This window comes from Ruegeria sp. I3, assembly GCF_056532525.1.
Map to the genome: position 1 here is coordinate 15,614 of NZ_JBQFNI010000008.1, position 22,626 is coordinate 38,239.

Sequence of the window (22,626 nt, forward strand, 5' to 3'; positions counted from 1 at the left end):
GGTACCCTTTCTGACAACTGCGTTCACCATTTCAAATGGCCTTTGATGCCCTGGCCTTGCAGGATCGACATCGTGCCTGCCGCGCCCAGGCCAAGGTAACCAGCGGACCGTCGGAAGAAGCCGCCAACGCCGCCCTGACGATGGCCTGCATCGATTTCGTCCACCCAAAAATCGGCCGCTTCGCGTGCGGCGGTTTTTTCGCCTTTGATTGCGGAGCGAGCTTCGGTTCCGGCCAGTGCAATTGAGCCGAAAGCTGCGAGCCCGGCGGCAAGGACCGATCCAGCACCACCACCCGTGACGAGCTTGCCCGACACCGAGACCACGTTGAGAGTGCCCGAGGCCGTGCCCTCGACCACATTTGCAGTGCCAACGCCGGTCTCGCCTTCGGCGATTTGAGTGATCCCTGTGCCAACCTGAATGCCGCTGGCCGCCATACCGATCACCATGAGCCCACGGCCCATGACCCCTAGGATGGCGCGGCCCCCGGACAGGGTCTGCGACACTGCCTTGCTACCCCGCATTGCTTTGGCGAGCTTGGAGATTGAGGTGATTTTGCCTTGCTTGTTCACCATGTTCATGGTGTCGACTTTTTGCACCATCGACGCAGTGTCAGGCGCAGCGCCCGGGCGGTAGACTTGCACGGTGCCCTTTATCATGCCGGTATTGGTGTCGAATGAGGTCAACATTCCGTTTCCCTGTTTCGGGATCTCGATCAGCGTCCAATTGCCGTTGCCATGCGCCACCAGGTGAGACCGGACTCCGGCGACCTTCACACCCTGGGCATGGGTGGTGTTGACGTCTGCAAAGGAAACCATGGCAGTGGGCGGGTGCGTGTGTGCGATAGCCGTCGTTCCCTTTGGAATCGAGACCTCGGGCTTGGTGGCCGTGCCCTTCAATATCTTGAACGTGTTGTTCTCTTTGATAAGGGCGAACTCCTGCACGCTGCCTTCGGTGTTCCTGACCTGAGTCGCCAGCGCATCAAGCGTCTCAAGACCCTTCTGCAACGATGCAACTTCAAGGCCTCCGTTGGGCACAGTGGGCGGCGCAGTGCCCTCGGGATCGTTGAGCGTTACCGGGTTGTTATAGGCATAGGCATAAAGGTTCAGCCCGCCTTCAATTCCGATGGGATCGGCGCTGATCCATCGGCCGAGCCAAGGGGCGGCATAGCGGGCACCATGATGGTTAAGCCCGGTTTCGGCATCCCGCTCCATCGCGGTATATCGAAAACGTTTCGGACCTAGGCCAGCGGTGGCAACGCCTTGATAGGTGGTACTGCCAAAGGGGCTGTATTCCTCGTAAGACAGAACATTGCCGTTCTCGTCCAGTTCGATCCCCACACTGCCCACATGGTTACTGTGCTGATAACGAATGACGCGGCTGACCGCACCACCGGCGATCGTCGTCTCAACCAATGCAATACGGCCAGCTTCGTCACCCACATGCAGGGTCTCTCGGGTCCGCGGGTTTGCACCCGGTTCGCGGATAATGTCGAGCCCGCCCAGCGAGATCGTCTCGCGACGGATGGCTCCTGCAGCGGTTTCTGTCACTTTTCGGATGCGGGTCCCGTCAGATGCGTAAACAAAGAATGTGCGGTCCCCCTGATGGGCAAGGCCGTCCGTATCACCCGGTCCAACTGCCTGACGGCGACACATACGCAGCTGGTTGTCGTGATCCCATTCAATCTGATCGAGGTGGGAAAGCCGCAACATGTTACCCATCGCGTCATAGCCATCGCCGCCCTGACTGATGATATCATTCAAGGCACCGACCGATGTTTGACTTAAGCGGTTCGAGGATACCCCCGCGGCCAGATCGCTGTCCTCGCCATAGGTGTAGGTCCGCGTCCAACCGGGCGCCACGGGATCAGAGCCCCGGTGGCGCATCTCAATCAAGTTGCCCGCAATGTCATAGTGAAAACGCTCAAGATAACGGCCAAGGGCGAAACCATCACTGCGGTGTGGCAGCCGGGTTCGCGCGGCGTCATTATAGCTGTGGGCGCCGGGTGCGCCGCCTTGCTGGCCCAGATGTTCGCGGCCCGTCGCCTCGATCAAACGATGCAGGGCATCAAACGTATAGTCGTTAGAGGCATCGACACGGCGATTGCGGAAAAAGATCTGCTGTTGCGCGCTGTCGCGGATGTGGGTCACGTGGCCAGACACATCGTAGATCATGTGCTGCGCCTGCAAGTGGCATCCTGGCCAGCCTGCAACTGGCGGTGTCGGACAGTCCGAGCCAAATCCGATTGCATCGCGCCGGGTGATGATGCGTTCGGTGAGACGGGTCAACGGATCATGTAGGATTTCTGTTTCAACCGCGTTGCCATAGGTGATGCGTTCGCGGTCGCCCCAAGGGTTGTATGCAATGCCTGTGACCACGGCATGATCCGCAGTGGCGGGATCCAATAAAGTGTCAGGTGCCGCGGGTCGTGCGTGCCAGGTGTCCACCCGATCAAGCCGCGAGGACGGGTTATAGCGGTACTGCACAACCTGGATGCGCGCGCCCGGCCCTTGCGGTTGCAGCGGCACCAGTTGGACCGGACGGTCCAGCGCGTCAAAGCGGGTTTGCCCTGCGAAAATCTCGGGCTCAGTCGCCACGGGTGCGGCCCAATCGAGCGTGGTGCGAAACTCCTGCGCCAGTTGCCGCTGGCTGCGGATTGGGTTGCCTTTGAAATCATGGGCCAGAATTTCCATCGTGCCGGATTGGTCGCGGCTGATCGCAATGCGTTTGCGATGGTTCAGGGCTTCGGGCGTCGGCAGCGATTCTCCGTAGATCGTTTCATCGATCCGCAGCTCAGGACCCGCATTGATGCTTAGATGAGTGGCGATGGGTCGGCGCAATACATCGAATTCGTGGCGCAGCCGGTGGTCGCGCGCATCCCACGTAAACGCCGTTTCGCCACTTACATCCGTTAGCCGCCAACGGGTACCGCCCTCCATACTGTCGGTCCGAATGGCGGTGCTGAGCATGTCGAAAGCGGTACGCTGAACCTCGCGCCCAAGCTCATCCCAGGTTCGGCGCGTATTGCCTTCGATATCGATTTCGGTCGCAACGCGGTGGAGTGTCTCGGTCGGTAGGGTGCCCGGGGCCGCGTTGCTGTAGAGCGTGCGGTTCGGAGTTAGGCGCGCGATCAGCGCACCACGGGTATCCGCCAAAGCCCGCATCGGTGTGTTATCATAAAGCGCCGATTTCGATGCAGCCTCAGTGGCGCGCTGCCGGTCTTCGGGATCGGGGAAACGGGTAGCCAACGCCTGCGCTTGCGCCGGATCAGTACGCAGCGCGTGCCAAGTGGGTAAATAGACAGCCTGCGGCAACCTGCGGAAATGGTCGCCAAGATCGGGGTCTTGGGCGGGATCCGAAATCAGTACAGTATCGCCCGGGTCCCATGTCGTCTGGTCCCAAACAGAAAACCGGTGTTTGCTCCATGTATGATCGGGATTCAAAATCCCGATCTCTCTGCCCAATGCGTCGTAGAAGAAAATTGGGCTTACACCGATGCGGATGTCGGACTCATAGGTCGGGCGATCTGTGAAGAACGGTTCGAACTGTCGAACAATATTGCCTTTGTTGTTGCGCACTTGCCAGCCGGTACCGACCCAGCGTGGCGACTGCGATGCGGACATAACCGGCCGACCATCAGGTCCCAGCAGAATGCTCCCCGAGCCATCACGCGTTGGGACCGGACCGTCTTCGGCCTGAATCTTGCGTTGAATTTCCTGCCCCATCCCATCTGTAAAGGTAAGTTCGGCCAGGAACGGGGTGGCTTGACCCGGCAAAAGATCGCTGTCGTGAACCTCTCGATGCAGGGAAAGACCGATGACGGGTGATGGGGCAGGATCCCCACGAGAGTGATAATAGGCCCAGGGATCATAAACATAACGCATTGTTGCGCGCCCAAGTGCTGCCAGAGCTTCAGTTCCACGCGGATCGTTCAGCACTTGGGTGCGCGCTGCAGGCACCAGTGTCGGATCAAAGCCATCCAGCCTGTCACCTTCGTCGGGCCCATCGACCTTGCCCATTCGGGCCATGCCGGTCACGCGGCCATAGGCGTCAAAGACCACCTCGCTGCGATTACTGTTCTCATCGGTCAATACCGAGGCTTGCAAAACGCGATAATCCTGTCGGCGTTCGGTGATTGCGCCAGCTGGACCGGTCGAGCGTACCCCTGCCGACATGCGATTGCCCAATGCGTCCTGCGTTTCCTCGATCAGCAGGTCGAAAGCGTCATAGCGGGCTGTTGTTTCCGTATGTGTCGCAGGCTGATGGAACGGGTCCCGCAGGCGATGTGGTCGAAAGAAATGCTGTCGTGCAAATGCCAGCTCTTGCGCGGGCGTATCACCGCTTGAGGGCGACAAAAGCTGACGGTCCGATGGGCGCCACCACTGGCCGTCGCCGTCAATCTCGGTGTATCCCGCCTGCGCCATCTCGGCCGCACCAACGCGGCCTCCATAAACCTGCGTGACAAGACCCGGCGTGAAGGCCAGTTGGAAGCTTTGATGGAGAAGCCCCAAACTGCCCATCTGGCCAAGCGGCAGTGGGCCGGTCAGCGTATCATCCCTGAAGTACTGACGGCGGTGTTCGATCAGACGACGCTGCACCTGACCCGCGGTTGAGGTCGCTTCATAAGCAAGATCGGCTGCAGCGTTCGCCTCTGTCTCGATCTCATCAAAGGACAAACGCGTACCCGGCGCTGGGCTTAAGCCGGTAAGCTCAAAGCTTTGTTCTTCACATGACACCGGGGCGCGGTAGGTTTGATCTGTCGCGATCAGGTCCGTGACGCGCCGCGTGTGGAATACCGCATATAACTGCGCCTGACGCACCTGATCTTCAGGCGTCAGCGTCGGATCAGGTGTTTGCCGGCCATACATGACATCGACGCGGCGCAGTTCAGTCCCAAACGGGTCAACCTCCAGTATGACCTGATGCTGAAGGCGTGGGTCATCGGGGATCCGCTCATAATGCGCGGTTAGACTTTCCCGGGCATGGGTCAGAAACACGGCATGACGGTTGGGTCCACGGGACTGCAGCAGATGCACAGTCTGCGTTTGCTCGACCACCTGATAGGGGTGACCGTTGGGATAGCCGGGCTCCGCCCTGCCATCGAGTGCGTAGGTCTCACGTCGCAGCACTGTGCCGCGAAGCGCGCGCGCAGCCTCGCGGGTTTCTCCGGTTGTCAATCCGGGTGGCAACACCGTGTCGGGCAAAAGCCGCCGCCGCGCTTCAACATCGTCGTCACGCCAAGCGGGTGCGCGCCAGTATTCCCCACGATCCTGCCCATCAAGCAGACCAGCCAAGACATCGGGCAGACTACCTTGGTCGAGATACACGCCGGTATGAAACCATGTTCTGGTCAGTACGGGCGGAACATGAGACGCCGGGTCTTCGTTTGATGCCAGTGGCCCCAGCGCATCTGACGAGAGCGCTGCGAATTCCTCGGTGTCCCATTGTTCGACCATGCCAAACCCGCGAAACTCTCGCTCGACCCCGTCGAAATGGCCATGGTGAAAGGCAAAGCGAGATACGAACCGGGTTTGCGCCACACGATCATGTGTGACGATGCGATCAACCACCTGCACCGGGAACGGCAGGCGCGTGGCCCAAGGGCGTCCTTCATAAAGGTCTTGCAGGTAAAACCGCGACGACGAGGCATAGCGCAATTCGGTCTCGCCACCGAAATTGTTGACATATCGGGTCATAAGATGCGGTTTTTGTCCGCCCATCAGATCGACGTAACGCAGTGGCTGACCTGCGTCGCGGGACAAAGTAGAGGACCACACAAGACAGGCGGTGCCCGTTCCAAATAGATCGAGCAGATCAACCGAAGTTTCGGTATCAAGCGGCGGCACATTCCCTAGGCGTCGACGCGGTGCGAGCCGGTTGCCAGACATGTTGAAATAGAGGTCGATACCTTCTGCACCCAGATAGACAATGTCGGTGGTGCCCGAGCCGTCGATATCCGTCAGGCGCAGGCGGCTGCGGTCGAACATTTCGGGGCGATCAAATTGTGGCGCGTCGTCCATCGCCACTTTGGTGCCGAAACGCCCATATCCGCAATTGGGCCAATAGGAGACTTCACCACAGCGGATACGAACCAGATCAGACAATCCGTCGCCGGACATATCCGCCAGAAATATTGCAGCCTCCGGATCGGAAAACACAAGTCGGGGTCCGTCAGTGTCGTTCCATGGCTGCGCTTGCCTGCGCGCGGGGCCAAACCCGGCCTCGCCTTCGGAGGGGTACCAGACAAAAGCGGTGTCCTCGGTCAGAAGAATGTCTGCAAGGCCATCGCCTGTCAGGTCAACCATCTTCATGCTGTCATTGGACGCATCTACATGTGGCCAATATTCAAACGCGCGGAAGTCGGACCAGCCGGATTGCGCGTCGCGCTCATGGAACCCCGGAGTGGTCCGGTCCATTACCACCAGATCCGGGCGACCGTCCCCTGCAAGGTCCATCCATTGGCCTGACTCAGCAAATGCAGGCCGCTCGGCAACCAGCACGGGGGCCGCAAAGCGCGCCGTGCCGTTCATTGGCCCAAGGTTGCGAGTGTAGTGCCAGGCACCCGGGGTCGAGGTCAGTATTCCACCAACACCGTCACCGTCCAAATCAACCCAGTTTGCCGGATCGGTAAGTCCGGCCGGAGCACCTTCGGTCTGCCCGCGGTCAAGGCTGTGCACAATATCGTTCACCTCGGCCCGGCTATAGGTGAATTCCACCGGTGGAATCGCCTGACGCCGATAGGCAAGGAACGTGGCTCCGTTCACATCGCGCGGTGCAACAGTATCGTCCGGAGCGAAGCCCGACTGCGCGACCGCCATGAGGAATGAGCCATAGCGCGTACTGCCGGGGTGCTGACGCTCGTCATCAGTGTCAGCACCGGGAGGGGTGAAATCGTCATAGGAAAACTCAGTTGCCTTCACGAGACCGCGATAGCCCGGTTCGCCCGTCGGCAGGTCGGGGATATCGTGAAATGTCAGAATTCGATGGCAGCGACGATAGCGCCGAACCTCAAAGCCCGCGCGGTAGCTTGATGTGGGGTCCGGGCGCACTTGCCAATTTCGGCCGGGATCAGCGGATGCATGGACAAGCTCATGCTGAGCATCCGCCGCCACGTTGGGATCAGGTGCGATTGGCAACAGGTGGTCTTCGCCATAATCGAATACGACCGTGAACAGCCATCCACCTGCATTCACATCCGGATCAACCAAACGAGAGACTCGATTGCCGTAGCGGATGCGTTTCAGATACCGCTCGGCTGTGCGGAACCGATTGGCTTCGTGCGCCTGCGCCTGATCGATGCCAACTGCGTCTTCGGCGACATGCTCGTATCGGATGGCGTTGCCTTTGTCGTCAAAGGTCTCGGACAACAACCAGCGAAATACACGGGCGGGGTCGTCCGGGTCTGCCACCCTTGATAGGCCTGACGCGCCATAGATCGAAGTGACGTTTTCGCGCGACGTGACACGCCAATGCGCGATACCCGACGCCTCGTCTGTCCACCGCTCAATGCGGGCAAAAGTGCTTTCGATCCGTGGGCGGAACCTGTGGATGGTCACACCTGGAAACCGCGCGCGATCTTCCCATTGTGCCCCCTGAGAATCGAGCAGCGGCACCAGATCTTCAGACCCAGAAATCAGGAAGACATCCGATCTGGCGGCATCGTCGTATTGGGGCAGGCCCTTTTCCGTTTTGCGCGTGATCTCGGGCAGCGAAAGCGACCATCCAAAGCCGAAAATGCCGCTGCTGGTGCCAGCCTCATAGCTCAGTTGCAACTCTGGTGTGAAACCACCACGCCCGGGGCTCACAGGAACCGGAATCGTCAAGGACGCAGACCCGGTCACCGGATTCGAGGTGATCTTTTCACCAATACCAGAAATCGCGCCACCGCCTTTCGGCAGATTAAGCGACAGCACATCTTTGTTGGCGCCATTGTCACCTGAAATGGCGGATGCTTCCGACCTTTGAGGTCGGGAAATGGCAGTGGAGCCTAACATTCGGCCACCATAAATTCGTCATAAAAATATCAGCGCCACAGGGGTGCTTTACGTAGGGTAAGCAATCGGAAACCGCTGGGTCAATGCAATCAGATGGGATCGGCGATTGTCTGCCATACCGTTCTGGTTGTGTTGTTAAGCACAAGCTCGCAAGCCTTGGACAAGGCTACGAAGTTTCATTGCGCCGGCAGTTTATCACCGGGGTTGCGGGACCTGCAGAAACAATAAACCAGTAGGGGTAAGGGCAGGGTACGCGTGCGAATCCGGTTCATGTGGGCCAGCTAGAATCAGCGATCCGACTAACGGACGCGCCTGAGGTAGACGTAATAGGCGCCATCACCGCCATGGCTGATATGTGCGGGTGTTACCTGCAGCACCGCTTGTGCAAGTGGTGGAATAGATAACCAGTGGGGCACCTGATTGCGCAAGACCCCACGCGGCGTTGGAATGGGTCCCGGTTCGTCCCGGTCCTTGCCCTTGCCGGTTATGACAAGCACCAGCCGTTTGCCCTGTGCCTGTGCGGTCAGGACGAACCGAACCAATGCGGGATGGGCTGCGCTCATGCGCATCCCGTGCAGGTCCAGCTTGCCTTCGGGCTTGAGCTTGCCGCGTTTCATGCGACCAAAAGACTTGGTGTCCATCTGCACCGGATTTGTCCGTAGACCTTCGGTGATCGATGGCTTCAGGTTATTCCGTGGCGGTTTGGTTGGCGCAGTCTGACCCAGTTCAAAGGCTTCTATCCGCGCCTTGGGCGTTTTGGTCGGTTTGGGCTTGGGCAAGGTAGTGGGGTGCACAGTCTGAGGCAGTTCGGGGTGCAAACGCTCAGCCTGTTTGGCGACCTTGCGCCACAAATCGATCTCATCCGCAGTTAGTTTGCGCCGGGTCATCAGAACTCATCCGGTAACAGGGCGTAGGCCCTCTGGATCGGCAACAGCACAACCATACGGCCGGGATCCTTCAAGCGACCGGCGGCCTGCCCGGCATCATCCCCTGTGCCCATGAAAATGTCGGCACGTTGCGCACCCTTGATCGCCGATCCGGTGTCTTGTGCGATCATCAATCGGCGCAGCGGGTTTTTGCCATCCTTTTCTACCCAAACTGGCGCGCCCAAAGGTGTATAAGCCGGATCTGCCGCGATACTGCGCATCGTGGTCACTGAGCGGTTCATGGCGCCTAACGGTCCGAACTCGGGCGCGACACGCGTCACTTCACGGAAGAAAACATACGAAGGGTTGTGTAGTAACAGCTCAGCCCCGGCTTCAGGGTTTTTGCGTACCCAGGTCCGGATCATCTGCGCGCTGACCTGGTGCGCGCCCAGCGCACCCCGTCGGACCAGTTCCGCGCCGATCGAGCGATAGGGATGCCCATTCGCACCGCCATATCCAACCCGCAATGCACCGCCATCGGGCAGACGTATCCGGCCCGAGCCTTGAATTTGCAGAAAGAACAACTCAACAGGGTCATCGACCCACGCTATCTCAAGGCCCCGACCTGTCAGGGCGTCACCGGTCAGCAGGTCACGGCGACTGAGCCACTTGCCCGCCTCTCGCGCCTCGGGCGGCATCCGGTAGAGTGGATAGCGGTATTTATCAGTTGGGGTTTTCGACCCATCCAGTTCAGGTTCAAAATATCCGGTGAACAGGGCGTCATCGCCGTCTTCGACCAGAACAGGACGAAAGAACAGCTCGAAAAAAGCCCGCGCCGCGCCAGGTTCATAACTCTGAGCCACGCCACACAGCGCCTGCCAATCAGGATCGTCCAGATCACCGCAGGTGTTCAAAAAAACCGAAAGGGCCGCCCCGTGATCGTCGGCGGCCCAGCCATCGAGGTCATCGAATGACAGGATGGATCGCGTCGCCTCGGCTCCGGCGGCGCTGGCAGTGGTCATGACGACCCCCAGAAATAGCGACCGGAGCGCTGCAATCATGCGTCCGTGGCAACAAGCAGCCAGTTCGGATCGTCCGCGCCCATGACACGGGCAAAGGTCCAGCTGTCCTTTTGGCGTTTGACGGTGTTCGGGTTGCCTTCGACAATATCCCCGCCGCGATCGCGCACGACTGACGTCAGCTCACCGATAAAGCGCATGGTGATCTCAGCCTGATTGGTATCCTTATCGAAGGTCGCATCGACCAGAGTGGTTTCACGCACCCCGATGAATTCGGCTTCGATGGTCAGACCTTTGTCTTCGCGATCCGCAACAACTGATACAAAACTGTCGAATACTTCTTCTGACAGGAATGGCTGAATTTCGTCCAGATTGCCCTTTTCAAAACCCATAACGATCATCTCATAGGCGCCGCGCGCGCCCTGAACAAATTCGCTGACAGAAAAACTGGGTTCGACCCGCTTCATTGCGGCCAATGTTTGCGCCTGTTCACTGTCTTCGGCCACATGGTCGGTGATGTCGTGATCTGGCCCGCCTTCAATCACTTCGAAATCACGGCGCGCGCCATTGGTATCAGGCTGTTGCTGAAGGGGCGGTTTCTCAAAACCTTCGCGTGTACCCAACACGCTTTTCAAGCGCAGGATCAGGAAAATAGCAATTCCGGCCAGCACCAGAAGCTGGATCAGGGGTGAGTTCATTTCGTCCTCTTTTCAGAACCCGGGCTTTGTATACGCTGCCCTCTGCCACTATGTAGGTGACAGTCGGGGCCAAGTCCACAGCCCGGACCATGCTAAAGGATACCGCAAATGTACTTGTTCTTGGCTTTTTTATTGGTTCCGATCATCGAGATCGCCTTGTTTATACAGGTTGGCGGTCTGATCGGGCTTTGGCCGACGCTTGCAATCGTGGTTCTGACCGCCGTTCTGGGCACGGTTCTGGTGCGGACACAAGGTCGCATGGCGCTGGCGAATTTGCAGCGATCCTTTGCCGAATTGGACGACCCAACCGAACCGCTGGCCCATGGGGCGATGATCTTGCTGTCTGGTGTTTTGCTGCTGACACCAGGGTTTTTCACCGATGCCATTGGTTTTGCTCTGCTTGTTCCCGGCATCCGGGTCGCAGTGTTCCGCTATCTCAAGTCTAAGGCGACCATCACGCATTTTCAAATGGGCACCGGCGCACAATTCAGGTCGGGGCCAAACCCGTTTGATCAGGACGATGTGATAGATGGCGAATTCACCGAGGTTCGCCCTCGCCAGAACTCCGGAAAGCCGTCGAAGTGGGTGGAAGGCCCGCACCAGCATTGAGCTATCCGGCCCAAATTGCTAAGCAGTGCCGAATTTCAATTCCGGAGAAGTTTCATGGCTGACGAAAGCCCTGCAGAAAACACCGCCGCACAGGCAGCCCCTCAGATCCAGATGCGCGTTCTGGGACAGTTCATTCGCGACATGTCCTTTGAAAACGTCATGGCGCAAAAAGGCGTCTCAGGCGACGTACAGCCCGAGATTTCAGTTCAGGTCAATCTGGACGCAAAGAAACGCACGACCGAGCACCAGTATGAAGTCTCGATCAAGCTAAAACTGACATCCAAGGCCAAGGGCCTGGAAGACGTCCTGTTCCTGTGCGAAATCGACTATTGCGGCCTGTTCCACGTGGAAGGCGTGCCCGAAGATCAAATGCATCCGTTCCTGATGATCGAATGCCCGCGCATGCTGTTCCCGTTCCTGCGCCGCATCGTCAGCGACATCACACGCGACGGTGGCTACCCGCCGGTCAACCTGGATAACATTGATTTCGTGGCGCTCTATCGCAACGAACTGGCGCGCCGTCAGGCGGCCGCACAAGAGCAAAAAACCGACGCCTAAGGTTTTGGTCCGCGTCTGGTTCGGGTCAGGCGCGGGTCCACAGGGCGTTCTCGCCCAGCTTTTCAACAAATTTCTGATGTGCTGCGCGCTCATCCTCGGTGATCCGGGATGGCAGGGCATCGGGTCGCGCTGTCGGGCGCCATTCCTCACCACCGCCAGACGCTGCGCTTGCCGACGTTGACAATCCAAAGTCGGGCTGACGGCCTCCGATCAGCTCCAGATACACTTCGGCCAGAATTTCCGAGTCAAGCAGCGCGCCGTGCAGCACCCTGTTTGAGTTATCGATGCCAAACCGGCGGCACAACGCATCCAACGAAGCGGGTGATCCAGGAAACCGCTTACGCGCAATGGCCAGCGTGTCGATTGCCTGATCCATCGGGATCAGCGACACCCCCATCCAGCCCAGTTCGGCGTTCAGAAACTTCATGTCGAACGAGGCGTTGTGGATCACCAGCTTGGCGTCACCCACGAATTCACGAAACCCTTGCCCAACCTTGGCAAAGACAGGTTTGTCCTTCAGCGTCACTTCGCCCTTTTCCGGCGGGCGCGGGTTTTCCAGCAGGTCGGGGCCGATGCCATGCACACCAAATGCCTCTTCCGGCATAGAACGCTCGGGGTTGATGTAGACGTGATAAGTTTCTCCTGTGGCAACGTGGTTCCACAGCTCAACCGCGCCGATCTCGACGATCCGGTCGCCGCTTTCGGGATCAAACCCTGTGGTCTCGGTATCGAGTACAATCTCACGCATCTGCCAACCCTGCCCGTATCTGCCTGACGATATCCTGCACCTGCGCGCGAGCATGGTCCAGAGTATCCGTGACAATCACGAAATCCGATCGCGCGCATTTCTCTTCGTTTGGCATTTGCTTGGAGCGAATCTGTTCAAACTGCGCCTCATTCATCGTGCCGCGCGCCATGACCCGTCTTTTTTGTTCTTCAGCAGAGATTGAAACACAAGCAACAGCATCCATCGCCGCATCACCACCGGTTTCAAACAACAGCGGAATGTCGAATACCAAGATATCGGCGGACGACGAAGAACGAAATGAGGCGCGATCCGCCGCTACCAGAGGGTGTACGATTTTTTCAATTGTTTTTAGCGCGTCAGGATCATTCGCAATGATTTGCTTCAATGCATCCCGGCTGACCGCATCCTCGGCAATGGCGGTGGGAAACGTAATCCGCATGGGCTCAACCGCAGCGCCGCCCTTTGCATAGAGCCGATGCACCGCAGCATCGGCATCCCAAAACGCACAGCCTTCATCTGCAAACATCTGAGCGGTCGTGCTTTTTCCCATTCCGATTGATCCGGTGAGCCCCAGCGCAAAACTCATGCCAAGGCCGCCGCGCGGGTTTCAGCGTCCACTTCTGGGCGAACACCGAACCAGCGTTCAAACCCGGGAACAGCTTGATGCAGCAACATTCCCAGCCCGTCGACCGTTGTACATCCAACCTCTTCCGCCTGTTGTAACAGATGCGTTTGAAGCGGCGCGTATACCAGATCGGTGACAACAGCGCCGGGTTGCAATCCATCCAGTGGAACGCGTAACTCTGGCTGCCCTTGCATACCCAAAGACGTAGTATTCACGACCAGTTCTGCGTCTTCGATCACATTTCCCGCCTGCACCCAGTCGACGACCGTAATCCGTTGGCCGAACTCTTCTTTCAAATGATCCGCACGGGTGCGGGTGCGATTGGTCAGCAGGATTTCAGGCACTCCGGCTTCTGCCAGCGCTTGAAGCACCGCCCGCGCAGCACCGCCCGCACCAAATACAACCGCAGGCCCATCCTGCGGGTTCCAATCAGGCGCACCGCTGCGAAGATTGGCCATGAACCCGTAGCCATCCGTATTATCCGCGTGAATTGAACCATCCTCGCGGAATACAAGCGTATTTGCCGCCCCGATGACTGAGGCACGGTCCGAGACATGATCCGCCAACCGCAAAGCAGCCTCTTTATGCGGTACGGTCACGTTGGCCCCAACAAACCCAGCCTTGGGTAGTGTCCGCAGAACGGTTTCCAGATCGGCTGGGGCGACATCCATTGGGATGTAGTGCCCCACCAATCCATAGGTTTTCAGCCAATGCCCGTGCAGTTTTGGCGAGCGGGAATGTGCGATGGGTTGCCCAATCACGCCGGCCAGAGGAACGCGATGCTCCGTCATTGATTGATCACTCCCTTCACGGCCAGAAAATTGAGCAGCTCTAACAGGGGCATACCCAAGACGTTAAAGTAGTCGCCGTCAATGGTGGCAAACAGGCGCACGCCTTCTTCTTCCAGTTTGTAAGCCCCCACTGCGTGCCGAATACTGTCCCAGTTCCGCGCCACGTAATCACGTAAATAAGCATCCGAGCTCGCCCGCATCCGCAAACGCACCTGACCTACATGCCGCCAGATGGGCTCACCATCCTGATAGATCACCGCCGCCGACAGCAACATATGTCGCTTGCCGCGCATTGCTTTAAGCTGCGCCAGTGCTTTTTCGGGTGTTTCCGGCTTCGACAGCATCTGACCTTCGAAATCCAGAACCTGATCGCAACCCAGAACCATAGCGCCGCGCACTTTGTCACTGATCTTACGTGCTTTCATTTCGGCAAGCGCATCGGCAACATCACGGGGCGAAGCTCCCTCAGCAATCAGGGCGCGTTTGGCTGTGTCTTCATCAACCCGCGCGATCTGAACCGAAAACGGGACGCCTGCGTTTCTGAGCAACTGCGCGCGGATCACGGACCCTGAGGCAAGGACTATGGGGACAGTCATGTGGAAAACCCCGTGTGCAAATCAATGAGTAGTCTCGAATGGTTTGTATGGCTTTACGGTTGACACGCAACCCCGGGAATTTGGCGCAAGACTTCCCCGAGTCGCCCGGATCCTGTCCAGACGGGACAAGGATAAGTTGGAATACTCGGATAAGCATCCCGTCCCGGATTGTTCCAATGGTTATCCACAATTCAGCCCGAGCTTTTATCTCATAATTTATTGTTATTAATCATTTTTTTTCTTGATCAACAGATTCTGCGCCGATGTGCTTCACTTTTCCCACCTGGGGAAAAAGGCAGGACAAAAAAGTAATCCACCGAATTTGACCTCCCTACAAAACCATCATCCTTTTTCTTTCTTATTTTTTTTATTAGGAGGGGTTCAGGTAAGCCCGGAATACCCAATGACCGATATTCTTTTCGCAATATACCCTTGGGTGAAATCGCTGCACATCATGGCCGTGATTTCATGGATGGCTGGTTTATTCTATCTGCCCAGATTGTTCGTGTATCACGTTGAAAAGGCGCAAGCCGTAGAGGGTGCGCAACAGATTTTCTTTGAAATGGAAGAAAAGCTGCTGCGTGTGATCATGCGCCCCGCAATGGTCGTGGCCTGGATTTGCGGGCTGATCATGGTGTTCACGCCTGGTATTGTCGGATGGGACTGGAGCTGGCCCTGGGTCAAAGGCGCAGCAGTGATCGGCATGACATGGTTTCACCATTGGCTTATGGCTCGGCGCAAGGACTTTGCAGAGGGGCGAAATAAGCTGACTGGGCGGCAGTACCGCATGATGAATGAGGTTCCGACCGTTCTAATGGTTGTTATCGTTCTAGCGGTCGTTGTGAAGTTCTGAGGGCCTGTTTGACTCTTTTGAGGTAAGCGCTTATCTAACGCGTAACGCGCCCGTCCGGGCGAGGTATCTTCCGTTCTGAAATTCCACTCTGGTGCCGCGATCCAAGCGGCCGAGGTTCGTATCATCATGACAACTGAATCCCTGAATCTGGCCGATCTGAAGGCCAAAAGCCCCAAAGACCTTCTGGCCATGGCCGAGGAGCTTGAGGTCGAAAACGCCTCAACCATGCGCAAGGGCGAGATGATGTTTCAGATTCTGCGCGAACGTGCGGATGAGGGCTGGACCATCGGTGGCGACGGCGTGCTGGAGGTTTTGCAAGACGGGTTCGGGTTTCTGCGCTCGCCCGAGGCGAACTATCTACCCGGACCGGATGACATCTATGTTTCGCCTGACATGATCCGCAAGCATTCGCTGCGCACTGGAGATACGGTTGAAGGTGAGATCAAAGCGCCTGACGAGAATGAACGTTACTTTGCGCTGACAAATGTCACCAAGATCAACTTTGAAAATCCGGACAAGGCCAAACACAAGATTCTGTTCGACAACCTGACGCCTCTGTATCCGGATGAGCGTCTGAAGATGGAAATCGAAGATCCGACCATCAAGGACAAGTCTGCTCGCGTGATCGATTTGGTTTCGCCGATTGGTAAAGGTCAGCGATCGCTGATCGTGGCGCCTCCGCGGACTGGTAAGACGGTGATCCTGCAGAACATCGCGCATTCCATCGAGCAGAACCACCCGGAGTGTTATCTGATCGTCCTGCTGATCGACGAACGCCCGGAAGAGGTGACTGACATGCAACGCTCGGTGAAGGGTGAAGTTGTGTCTTCAACCTTCGATGAGCCCGCGACCCGCCACGTGGCCGTATCCGAGATGGTGATCGAAAAAGCCAAGCGTTTGGTTGAGCATAAACGAGATGTTGTTATTCTACTCGATTCGATAACAAGACTTGGTAGGGCGTTCAACACTGTAGTGCCATCTTCGGGTAAGGTTCTGACCGGTGGTGTAGATGCAAATGCCCTGCAACGGCCCAAGCGCTTCTTTGGTGCTGCGCGGAACATCGAAGAAGGTGGTTCGCTGACCATCATCGCCACCGCCCTGATCGATACCGGCAGCCGCATGGACGAAGTGATCTTCGAAGAATTCAAGGGCACTGGTAACTCGGAAATCGTTCTGGATCGTAAGATTGCAGACAAACGCGTGTTCCCGGCAATCGACATCCTCAAATCCGGCACCCGGAAAGAGGATCTGCTGGTCGACAAAGGCGATTTGGCCAAGACCTTCGTTCTGCGCCGCATCCTCAATCCGATGGGCACAACAGATGCAATCGAGTTCCTGTTGTCGAAGTTGAAACAAACCAAGACGAACGGCGAGTTCTTCGATTCAATGAACACCTGACAAGGTTCTGGCACTGACGCGGGGGCTATCAATGGATACGATATTCGCCCTGGCCAGCGCCCAGGGCAAAGCAGGCGTGGCTGTGATCAGGCTTTCTGGTCCGCAGGCATATGCCTCCGCCAATGAGTTGTCTGGCGGGGGCCTGCCAAGGCGTGGAATGAGAGTACGAACACTCAGCGCGTCGGATGGATCGCGGTTGGACGAGGGCTTGGTTCTGACGTTTCAGGCCCCGTCCAGCTTTACCGGCGAAGACGTGGCCGAGCTTCAGATTCACGGAAGTATGGCGTCAGTCAACGCTGTGCTGACCTCTCTTTCGGATATGGACGATCTTCGGTTGGCCGAACCTGGTGAGTTCACGCGTCGTGCACTGGAAAACGGCAAGATGGATCTGGCGCAGGTCGAAGGTCTTGCTGATCTGATTGATGCAGAAACCGAAGCACAACGGAAACAAGCACAGACGATTTTGGCTGGTGCCTTGGGCACACTGGCTGAAGGTTGGCGGCGTGATCTGATCCGTGCGGCGTCTTTGTTGGAAGCCGTGATTGATTTTGCTGATGAAGAGGTGCCGACAGATGTATCACCTGAGGTTCGGAGGTTGATCTCTGGTGTGATGGCCGAATTGACCCAAGAAGCCAAAGGTGTTCGGATCGCCGAGCGCATTCGCACCGGCTTTGAGGTCGCCATAGTTGGTCTTCCGAACGCAGGAAAATCGACCTTGCTGAATGCGTTGGCAGGGCGGGAAGCCGCAATCACCTCAGAATATGCCGGGACAACCCGCGATGTAATCGAAGTTCGCATGGATTTGGACGGACTGCCTGTCACGCTGTTGGATACGGCTGGTTTGAGACAGACCGAAGATCACGTTGAAAACCTTGGAATTGAACTGGCGCGCAAGCGGGCAGAGGCCGCTGATTTGCGGGTGTTTCTGACGGATGACCCTGATCACTTAGGTGTACCGAGGCAGGCGGAAGACATTCATGTTCTGCCAAAATCTGACCTACGTGGGCCTTCTGCCGGCGGCATATCAGGGAAAACCGGGCAGGGGATTGACCAGCTGATAGACAACATATCGCGTGTATTGATAGCCCAAACTGCTAGTCATGGTATTGCAACGCGGGAACGCCATCGCGTTGCGATGACAAAAGCAGCTGACTCTCTTGCCGCTGCGCAAGCTGTTCTGGAATCGGGCCCAGATATGTATGATATAGCTGCTGAAGAACTAAGGACGGCCATTCGGTCGCTTGAGTCTCTGGTTGGCAGGATTGATGTCGAGACCCTTTTGGATGAAATCTTCGCAAGTTTTTGTCTGGGAAAATAGGGAGTGTTTCACGTGAAACATTCGAAATTTGATGTTGTCGTCATCGGTGCCGGACATGCAGGTGCAGAAGCCGCACATGCTGCAGCACGGATGGGTGCGAACACAGCACTAGTCACTCTTTCCGAACGGGACATCGGTGTCATGTCTTGCAATCCAGCAATAGGTGGGTTGGGCAAAGGGCATCTAGTCCGCGAGATCGATGCACTAGATGGCGTAATGGGGCGCGTGGCGGACCGTGCCGGTATTCAGTTTCGTCTATTGAATCGGCGTAAAGGACCGGCCGTTCAAGGGCCGAGGGCGCAGGCGGATCGAGCCCTTTATCGGGCAGCAATGGCGGGGGAAACGCAAAAACAAGACAATCTGTCGGTGATTACCGGGGAAGTGGTTGATTTCCTAATGGATGGCGACCGCGTCACCGGTGTTAAACTGGCAGATGAATCCGAGGTCCCCGCGCAGACAGTTATCCTGACGTCGGGTACATTTCTGCGCGGCGTGATCCACATAGGGGACGTTTTAAAACCAGGTGGCCGCATGGGGGATCGCCCATCGATCAGGCTGGCTGAACGCCTTGATGCCTTTGATTTGCCTACGGCACGACTAAAAACAGGTACGCCACCAAGGTTGGACGGACGAACCATAAATTGGGATATACTTGAACGACAAGATGGCGATGCAGAGCCAACACTGTTTTCATTCATGTCCCAAGCGGTGACAGCGCCGCAAATTGCCTGTGGAATAACTCATACCAATGCTCAGACGCACGGAATAATTGAGAAAAATCTATCGCGATCAGCAATGTATGGAGGTCATATTGATGGTGTTGGTCCCAGATATTGCCCTTCAATCGAAGACAAAATCGTCCGATTTGCGGAAAAAGAGTCACACCAGATATTTCTGGAACCGGAAGGCGTGCGGGATCATACGGTGTACCCAAACGGGATTTCAACGTCTTTGCCCGAAGATGTACAAGTCGAATATGTCCAATCCATCATAGGATTGGAAAACGCGGTAGTCTTACAACCCGGATACGCGATTGAATACGACTACGTTGACCCGCGCGTTCTATCTGCGTCTTTGTCTGTGCCCGATGTTCCTGGTCTATATCTTGCAGGACAGATCAATGGGACCACAGGATATGAGGAAGCGGCCGCGCAAGGCCTCGTTGCGGGTTTGAATGCAGCTCTGGAAACACAGGGGCGTGCGCCAATACATTTTACACGCTCAGACAGCTATATTGGCGTAATGATAGACGATTTGACAACTCGAGGCGTTGCCGAGCCTTATCGGATGTTCACATCCCGTGCAGAGTTTCGCCTATCACTTCGTGCTGACAACGCAGATCAAAGACTGACCCCGATTGGCGAACAGCTGGGCTGTGTGGGTGAGCACCGCCGCAAGGTTTTTGCTGAGAAATCAGAAAAGCTTGTAAAAGCAAAGAATAAACTGACAGAGACCACATATACGCCAAAGCAAATTCGCGAAGCTGGTATCAGCGTAAATCAAGACGGAAACCGGCGCGATGGAATGGCGGTTCTTGCTTTTCCAGAAGTATCGTTTGAAGACATGGTTTTACTCGAACCCGATCTACAGAATACAGACGATGAAATTCGCCGTCAGGTCGAGCGCGATGCTTTGTATGCAAACTATATTGCGCGCCAACAACGGGATGTCGAAGCAATGAAGCGCGATGAGGCGCATGAAATTCCTCGGGATTTCAATTATTTTGCGCTTGATGGTCTGTCGAATGAAATGAAGCAAAAGCTATCGCAGGCGAAGCCTGCGAATATTGCGCAGGCGAGTCGGGTTGAAGGTGTCACGCCTGCGGCTTTAACCCTCGTCCTGGCGAAGCTCAGGCGCGATGTGAAAGCCAAAAAAGCATGAGTTATCAGAACGCCGTTTCTGCGGAGGCTCTGGATGTTTCACGTGAAACATTCGAACGCCTGGTGATCTATGTATCTCTGCTTGAAAAATGGAACCCAAAAATCAATCTGGTTTCAAGAAATAGTCTTGAAGAGATTTGGATTCGCCATATCAAAGATTCCATTCAAGTTTTTCAGAACGCAGATCGCGTAGATCATTGGGTGGATTTAGGCAGCGGAGGCGGCTTTCCTGGCATGGTCTGCGCCATCATGGCAATTGAATTTGCGCCTGAAACGCGTTTCACATTAGTCGAAAGCGACCAACGTAAATCCGCATTTCTTCGAAGTGTGACCAGAGAGAGTGGCGCCAATTGTTCCGTGATCGCTCGTCGAATTGAAGCCATTGATCCCTTGCATGCGGACGTGCTTTCAGCTCGGGCTCTGGCTGATCTGACCACTCTAATGTCATTTTGTGACAGGCATTTAAGTAAAAACGGTACAGCGTTGTTGCCAAAAGGCGCAACCTGGAAAAAAGAGCTGGAAGATGCGCGCAAAGAATGGAAATTCGAGGCTGAACCCATTAAGAGTTCAACAGAACCCCAAGCCGTTATCCTGAAAATCAAAGGAGTTGCACGTGGTTGATCTGTCTCGTCCTGCTGGGCCTCGGATTATCGCGGTTGCCAATCAAAAGGGCGGGGTCGGGAAAACCACTACAGCGATCAATCTGGCAGCCGGATTGGCCGAGGCCGGATGCAAGGTTCTTGTGGTCGATCTTGATCCTCAGGGAAATGCCTCTACGGGTCTAGGGGTCGAAGATCGCGACTGGACGACATATGATCTTCTTCTCGACGATGCACCATTGGAAGCTGTGGTGCAGGAGACCGAGATTGGTAATCTTTTTGTGGTTCCGGCGACCGTAGATCTCAGCTCGGCAGATATTGAGTTGATCTCGAATGAAAAGCGCAGTTATTTGCTGCATGACGCGCTTCGACAGACTGCAATTGATGCCTTCGATCTGGACTTTGTGCTGATTGATTGTCCGCCGTCCTTGAACCTGCTCACCGTAAACGCAATGGTAGCAGCGCATTCCGTCCTTGTTCCATTGCAAAGTGAGTTCTTTGCGCTGGAAGGCCTTTCACAATTGATGTTGACCATTCGCGAGGTTCGTCAGACCGCTAATCCTGACCTCAGAATCGAAGGTGTTGTGTTAACGATGTATGACAACCGCAACAACTTGTCCCGTCAGGTCGAAAAGGATGCGCGTGACAATCTGGGTGAGATGGTATTTAAAACCAAGATACCCAGAAATGTGCGGGTCAGCGAGGCACCATCTTACGCGCTTCCTGTGCTGCAATATGATTCGGGTTCGCTCGGGGCGATGGCGTACCGGTATCTCGCCCGAGAGGTTATGCACAAGAACAACAAGGTAGCCATTTAAGTGGCCGTGAGGAGGGCAACATGAATGCCAGGAAAGGAAAACCCCGAGGATTAGGTCGCGGGCTATCTGCGTTGATGGCTGATGTCGCACCAGAAGCTGACGGTCGGATTGTATCTGAACCCCGCCGTCCGGATCTCACGGTACCGATCGAAAAACTGCAGGCGAACCCAGATCAGCCGCGCCGCCGTTTCGCGCAAGAGCAATTGGATGAGCTTGCGGCCTCGGTCAAGGAAAAGGGTATTATCCAGCCGCTGATTGTCCGCAGCATCGATGGTGGCCAATACGAAATCGTTGCGGGTGAACGGCGCTGGCGTGCTGCGCAGATGGCGCAACTGCATGATATCCCAGTTATTGTTCGCGAATTTGATGACACCGAAGTGCTTGAGGTCGCGATTATCGAGAACATTCAGCGCGCAGATCTGAACGCGGTGGAAGAGGCTGCAGGCTTTAAGCAATTGATGGATCGCTTTGGTCACACGCAAGAAAAGCTGGCCGAAGCGCTTGGTAAAAGCAGAAGCCATATCGCTAATCTGCTGCGTCTTTTGTCACTCCCATTGGACGTGCAATCCCTTGTAATAGAAGGGAAATTATCCGCCGGTCATGCAAGGGCGTTAATCACGGCAGAAAACCCATCGGAGCTGGCGAAACAGGTGGTTCGTGAGGGCCTTTCGGTGCGTGCGACCGAGGCATTAGTGAAAAAGCAGCAAGGTGGGTCGGATAAGCCGGCTCCGAAATCCAGAAATCTGAATGCTGGGAAGGACGCAGACACCCGAGCACTTGAAAAGGATTTGTCTGCGATTCTGGCGATGAAGGTGACGATCAACCATAAGGCCGGATCTGAATCCGGGCAGGTTGTGTTGGCTTATGAGAACCTGGATCAGTTGGATGATCTGTGCGCGAAGCTCAGCCGTTAGGTCGGGTCCAGATAAAGAGCATCACAGCGCTGAGCACAATGGCCTGAATGATCAGGACGTGAGAAGGAACCGACAGTAGAACCGATAAACCAAATACGGCGGCAACCGAAAGGGTGGCCGCCTTTTTTGCACCGGGTCTGATCGCGCCAGAGCTTTGCCAATCGATGATCATAGGGCCAAAGGTTCGATGGCTCAGCAACCAGTTATGCAGCCGTGACGATGAGCGAGCAAAAAAGAACGCGGCCAACAGAAGAAATGGCACCGTCGGCAGCAGCGGCAGAGCGACACCGATCATGGCAAGCGCAACGCATAATAACCCCAATCCGGCCCAGAGAAATTGCATCT

General features: G+C 56.2%; 18 protein-coding genes. 9 read left to right on the forward strand and 9 right to left on the reverse strand.

Annotated elements, in window-relative coordinates; translation table 11 throughout:
* Window positions 1–23: 23 nt before the first annotated feature.
* The 4 genes from ACR0L9_RS17855 to ACR0L9_RS17870 form a co-directional block, all read right to left on the reverse strand.
* Window positions 24–7,991, reverse strand: a complete 7,968-nt coding sequence (locus ACR0L9_RS17855) for a SpvB/TcaC N-terminal domain-containing protein (protein ID WP_480896320.1) — start codon at window positions 7,989–7,991, stop codon at window positions 24–26.
* Window positions 7,992–8,290: 299 nt separating this feature from the next.
* Window positions 8,291–8,878, reverse strand: a complete 588-nt coding sequence (locus ACR0L9_RS17860; RefSeq protein ID WP_480896321.1) for a Smr/MutS family protein — start codon at window positions 8,876–8,878, stop codon at window positions 8,291–8,293.
* Window positions 8,878–9,918 carry a murein transglycosylase A gene (mltA, locus tag ACR0L9_RS17865; protein WP_480896322.1) on the reverse strand — a complete coding sequence of 347 codons (1,041 nt, stop codon included), beginning with the start codon at window positions 9,916–9,918 and terminating at the stop codon, window positions 8,878–8,880. Before mltA ends, ACR0L9_RS17860 begins: the two co-directional genes overlap by 1 nt.
* Window positions 9,915–10,574 (reverse strand): Tim44/TimA family putative adaptor protein, encoded by a 660-nt coding sequence (locus tag ACR0L9_RS17870; RefSeq protein ID WP_170399461.1) that lies wholly within the window; start codon window positions 10,572–10,574, stop codon window positions 9,915–9,917. The genes mltA and ACR0L9_RS17870 overlap by 4 nt, the downstream gene beginning before the upstream one ends.
* A 108-nt stretch (window positions 10,575–10,682) precedes the next feature.
* Between ACR0L9_RS17870 and ACR0L9_RS17875 the strand changes: the two genes are divergently transcribed.
* Together ACR0L9_RS17875 and secB are read left to right on the forward strand one after the other, a co-directional pair.
* Window positions 10,683–11,183 (forward strand): FxsA family protein, encoded by a 501-nt coding sequence (locus ACR0L9_RS17875; RefSeq protein ID WP_170399458.1) that lies wholly within the window; start codon window positions 10,683–10,685, stop codon window positions 11,181–11,183.
* A gap of 54 nt (window positions 11,184–11,237) precedes the next feature.
* A complete protein-coding gene (secB, locus tag ACR0L9_RS17880) occupies window positions 11,238–11,741 on the forward strand; it encodes a protein-export chaperone SecB (RefSeq protein ID WP_170399455.1) in 504 nt (167 codons plus the stop codon).
* Window positions 11,742–11,766: 25 nt separating this feature from the next.
* On the opposite strand, the gene dnaQ is transcribed toward secB, so the two are convergent.
* The 4 genes from dnaQ to ACR0L9_RS17900 are packed head-to-tail and all read right to left on the reverse strand — an operon-like array spanning window position 11,767 to window position 14,501.
* On the reverse strand, window positions 11,767–12,489 hold the full coding sequence (gene dnaQ / locus ACR0L9_RS17885; protein ID WP_170399452.1) for a DNA polymerase III subunit epsilon: 723 nt from the start codon (window positions 12,487–12,489) through the stop codon (window positions 11,767–11,769).
* Complete coding sequence (gene coaE, locus ACR0L9_RS17890; protein ID WP_480896323.1) at window positions 12,482–13,075, reverse strand: dephospho-CoA kinase; 594 nt, start codon at window positions 13,073–13,075, stop codon at window positions 12,482–12,484. Before coaE ends, dnaQ begins: the two co-directional genes overlap by 8 nt.
* Window positions 13,072–13,905: a shikimate dehydrogenase gene (locus ACR0L9_RS17895; RefSeq protein WP_170399446.1), complete on the reverse strand. Its 834-nt coding sequence runs from the start codon at window positions 13,903–13,905 to the stop codon at window positions 13,072–13,074. Before ACR0L9_RS17895 ends, coaE begins: the two co-directional genes overlap by 4 nt.
* Window positions 13,902–14,501 (reverse strand): Maf family protein, encoded by a 600-nt coding sequence (locus ACR0L9_RS17900; RefSeq protein WP_480562836.1) that lies wholly within the window; start codon window positions 14,499–14,501, stop codon window positions 13,902–13,904. The genes ACR0L9_RS17895 and ACR0L9_RS17900 overlap by 4 nt, the downstream gene beginning before the upstream one ends.
* A gap of 403 nt (window positions 14,502–14,904) precedes the next feature.
* On the opposite strand from ACR0L9_RS17900, the gene hemJ reads away from it, so the two are divergent.
* From hemJ to ACR0L9_RS17935, 7 genes are all read left to right on the forward strand, one after another.
* Window positions 14,905–15,354: a protoporphyrinogen oxidase HemJ gene (hemJ, locus tag ACR0L9_RS17905; protein WP_170408805.1), complete on the forward strand. Its 450-nt coding sequence runs from the start codon at window positions 14,905–14,907 to the stop codon at window positions 15,352–15,354.
* Window positions 15,355–15,480: 126 nt separating this feature from the next.
* The gene (gene rho / locus ACR0L9_RS17910; protein WP_170399438.1) at window positions 15,481–16,752 is read left to right on the forward strand and encodes a transcription termination factor Rho; all 1,272 of its coding nucleotides are present in this window, start codon (window positions 15,481–15,483) and stop codon (window positions 16,750–16,752) included.
* A 31-nt stretch (window positions 16,753–16,783) separates the two neighbouring features.
* Window positions 16,784–18,070, forward strand: a complete 1,287-nt coding sequence (mnmE, locus tag ACR0L9_RS17915) for a tRNA uridine-5-carboxymethylaminomethyl(34) synthesis GTPase MnmE (protein WP_480896324.1) — start codon at window positions 16,784–16,786, stop codon at window positions 18,068–18,070.
* A 12-nt stretch (window positions 18,071–18,082) separates the two neighbouring features.
* On the forward strand, window positions 18,083–19,951 hold the full coding sequence (gene mnmG / locus ACR0L9_RS17920; RefSeq protein ID WP_480896325.1) for a tRNA uridine-5-carboxymethylaminomethyl(34) synthesis enzyme MnmG: 1,869 nt from the start codon (window positions 18,083–18,085) through the stop codon (window positions 19,949–19,951).
* On the forward strand, window positions 19,948–20,571 hold the full coding sequence (rsmG, locus tag ACR0L9_RS17925; protein WP_480896326.1) for a 16S rRNA (guanine(527)-N(7))-methyltransferase RsmG: 624 nt from the start codon (window positions 19,948–19,950) through the stop codon (window positions 20,569–20,571). The genes mnmG and rsmG overlap by 4 nt, the downstream gene beginning before the upstream one ends.
* Window positions 20,564–21,367 carry an AAA family ATPase gene (locus ACR0L9_RS17930; RefSeq protein WP_170408801.1) on the forward strand — a complete coding sequence of 268 codons (804 nt, stop codon included), beginning with the start codon at window positions 20,564–20,566 and terminating at the stop codon, window positions 21,365–21,367. The genes rsmG and ACR0L9_RS17930 overlap by 8 nt, the downstream gene beginning before the upstream one ends.
* 20 nt (window positions 21,368–21,387) lie before the next feature.
* On the forward strand, window positions 21,388–22,281 hold the full coding sequence (locus ACR0L9_RS17935) for a ParB/RepB/Spo0J family partition protein (RefSeq protein WP_480896327.1): 894 nt from the start codon (window positions 21,388–21,390) through the stop codon (window positions 22,279–22,281).
* Here ACR0L9_RS17935 and ACR0L9_RS17940 read toward each other — a convergent pair.
* Window positions 22,271–22,624, reverse strand: a complete 354-nt coding sequence (locus tag ACR0L9_RS17940; protein ID WP_170399420.1) for a YbaN family protein — start codon at window positions 22,622–22,624, stop codon at window positions 22,271–22,273. The genes ACR0L9_RS17935 and ACR0L9_RS17940 overlap by 11 nt on opposite strands.
* Between the last annotated feature and the right edge of the window lie 2 nt (window positions 22,625–22,626).

Coding starts and splice junctions, on each gene's coding strand:
- ACR0L9_RS17855 (WP_480896320.1), bottom strand. CDS start 7,991: ATGTTAGGCTCCACTGCCATTTCCCGACCTCAAAGGTCGGAAGCATCC.
- ACR0L9_RS17895 (WP_170399446.1), bottom strand. CDS start 13,905: ATGACGGAGCATCGCGTTCCTCTGGCCGGCGTGATTGGGCAACCCATC.
- rho (WP_170399438.1), top strand. CDS start 15,481: ATGACAACTGAATCCCTGAATCTGGCCGATCTGAAGGCCAAAAGCCCC.
- ACR0L9_RS17900 (WP_480562836.1), bottom strand. CDS start 14,501: ATGACTGTCCCCATAGTCCTTGCCTCAGGGTCCGTGATCCGCGCGCAG.
- ACR0L9_RS17940 (WP_170399420.1), bottom strand. CDS start 22,624: ATGCAATTTCTCTGGGCCGGATTGGGGTTATTATGCGTTGCGCTTGCC.
- ACR0L9_RS17860 (WP_480896321.1), bottom strand. CDS start 8,878: ATGACCCGGCGCAAACTAACTGCGGATGAGATCGATTTGTGGCGCAAG.
- secB (WP_170399455.1), top strand. CDS start 11,238: ATGGCTGACGAAAGCCCTGCAGAAAACACCGCCGCACAGGCAGCCCCT.
- ACR0L9_RS17870 (WP_170399461.1), bottom strand. CDS start 10,574: ATGAACTCACCCCTGATCCAGCTTCTGGTGCTGGCCGGAATTGCTATT.
- ACR0L9_RS17935 (WP_480896327.1), top strand. CDS start 21,388: ATGAATGCCAGGAAAGGAAAACCCCGAGGATTAGGTCGCGGGCTATCT.
- mnmE (WP_480896324.1), top strand. CDS start 16,784: ATGGATACGATATTCGCCCTGGCCAGCGCCCAGGGCAAAGCAGGCGTG.
- mltA (WP_480896322.1), bottom strand. CDS start 9,918: ATGATTGCAGCGCTCCGGTCGCTATTTCTGGGGGTCGTCATGACCACT.
- dnaQ (WP_170399452.1), bottom strand. CDS start 12,489: ATGCGTGAGATTGTACTCGATACCGAGACCACAGGGTTTGATCCCGAA.
- ACR0L9_RS17875 (WP_170399458.1), top strand. CDS start 10,683: ATGTACTTGTTCTTGGCTTTTTTATTGGTTCCGATCATCGAGATCGCC.
- coaE (WP_480896323.1), bottom strand. CDS start 13,075: ATGAGTTTTGCGCTGGGGCTCACCGGATCAATCGGAATGGGAAAAAGC.
- rsmG (WP_480896326.1), top strand. CDS start 19,948: ATGAGTTATCAGAACGCCGTTTCTGCGGAGGCTCTGGATGTTTCACGT.
- hemJ (WP_170408805.1), top strand. CDS start 14,905: ATGACCGATATTCTTTTCGCAATATACCCTTGGGTGAAATCGCTGCAC.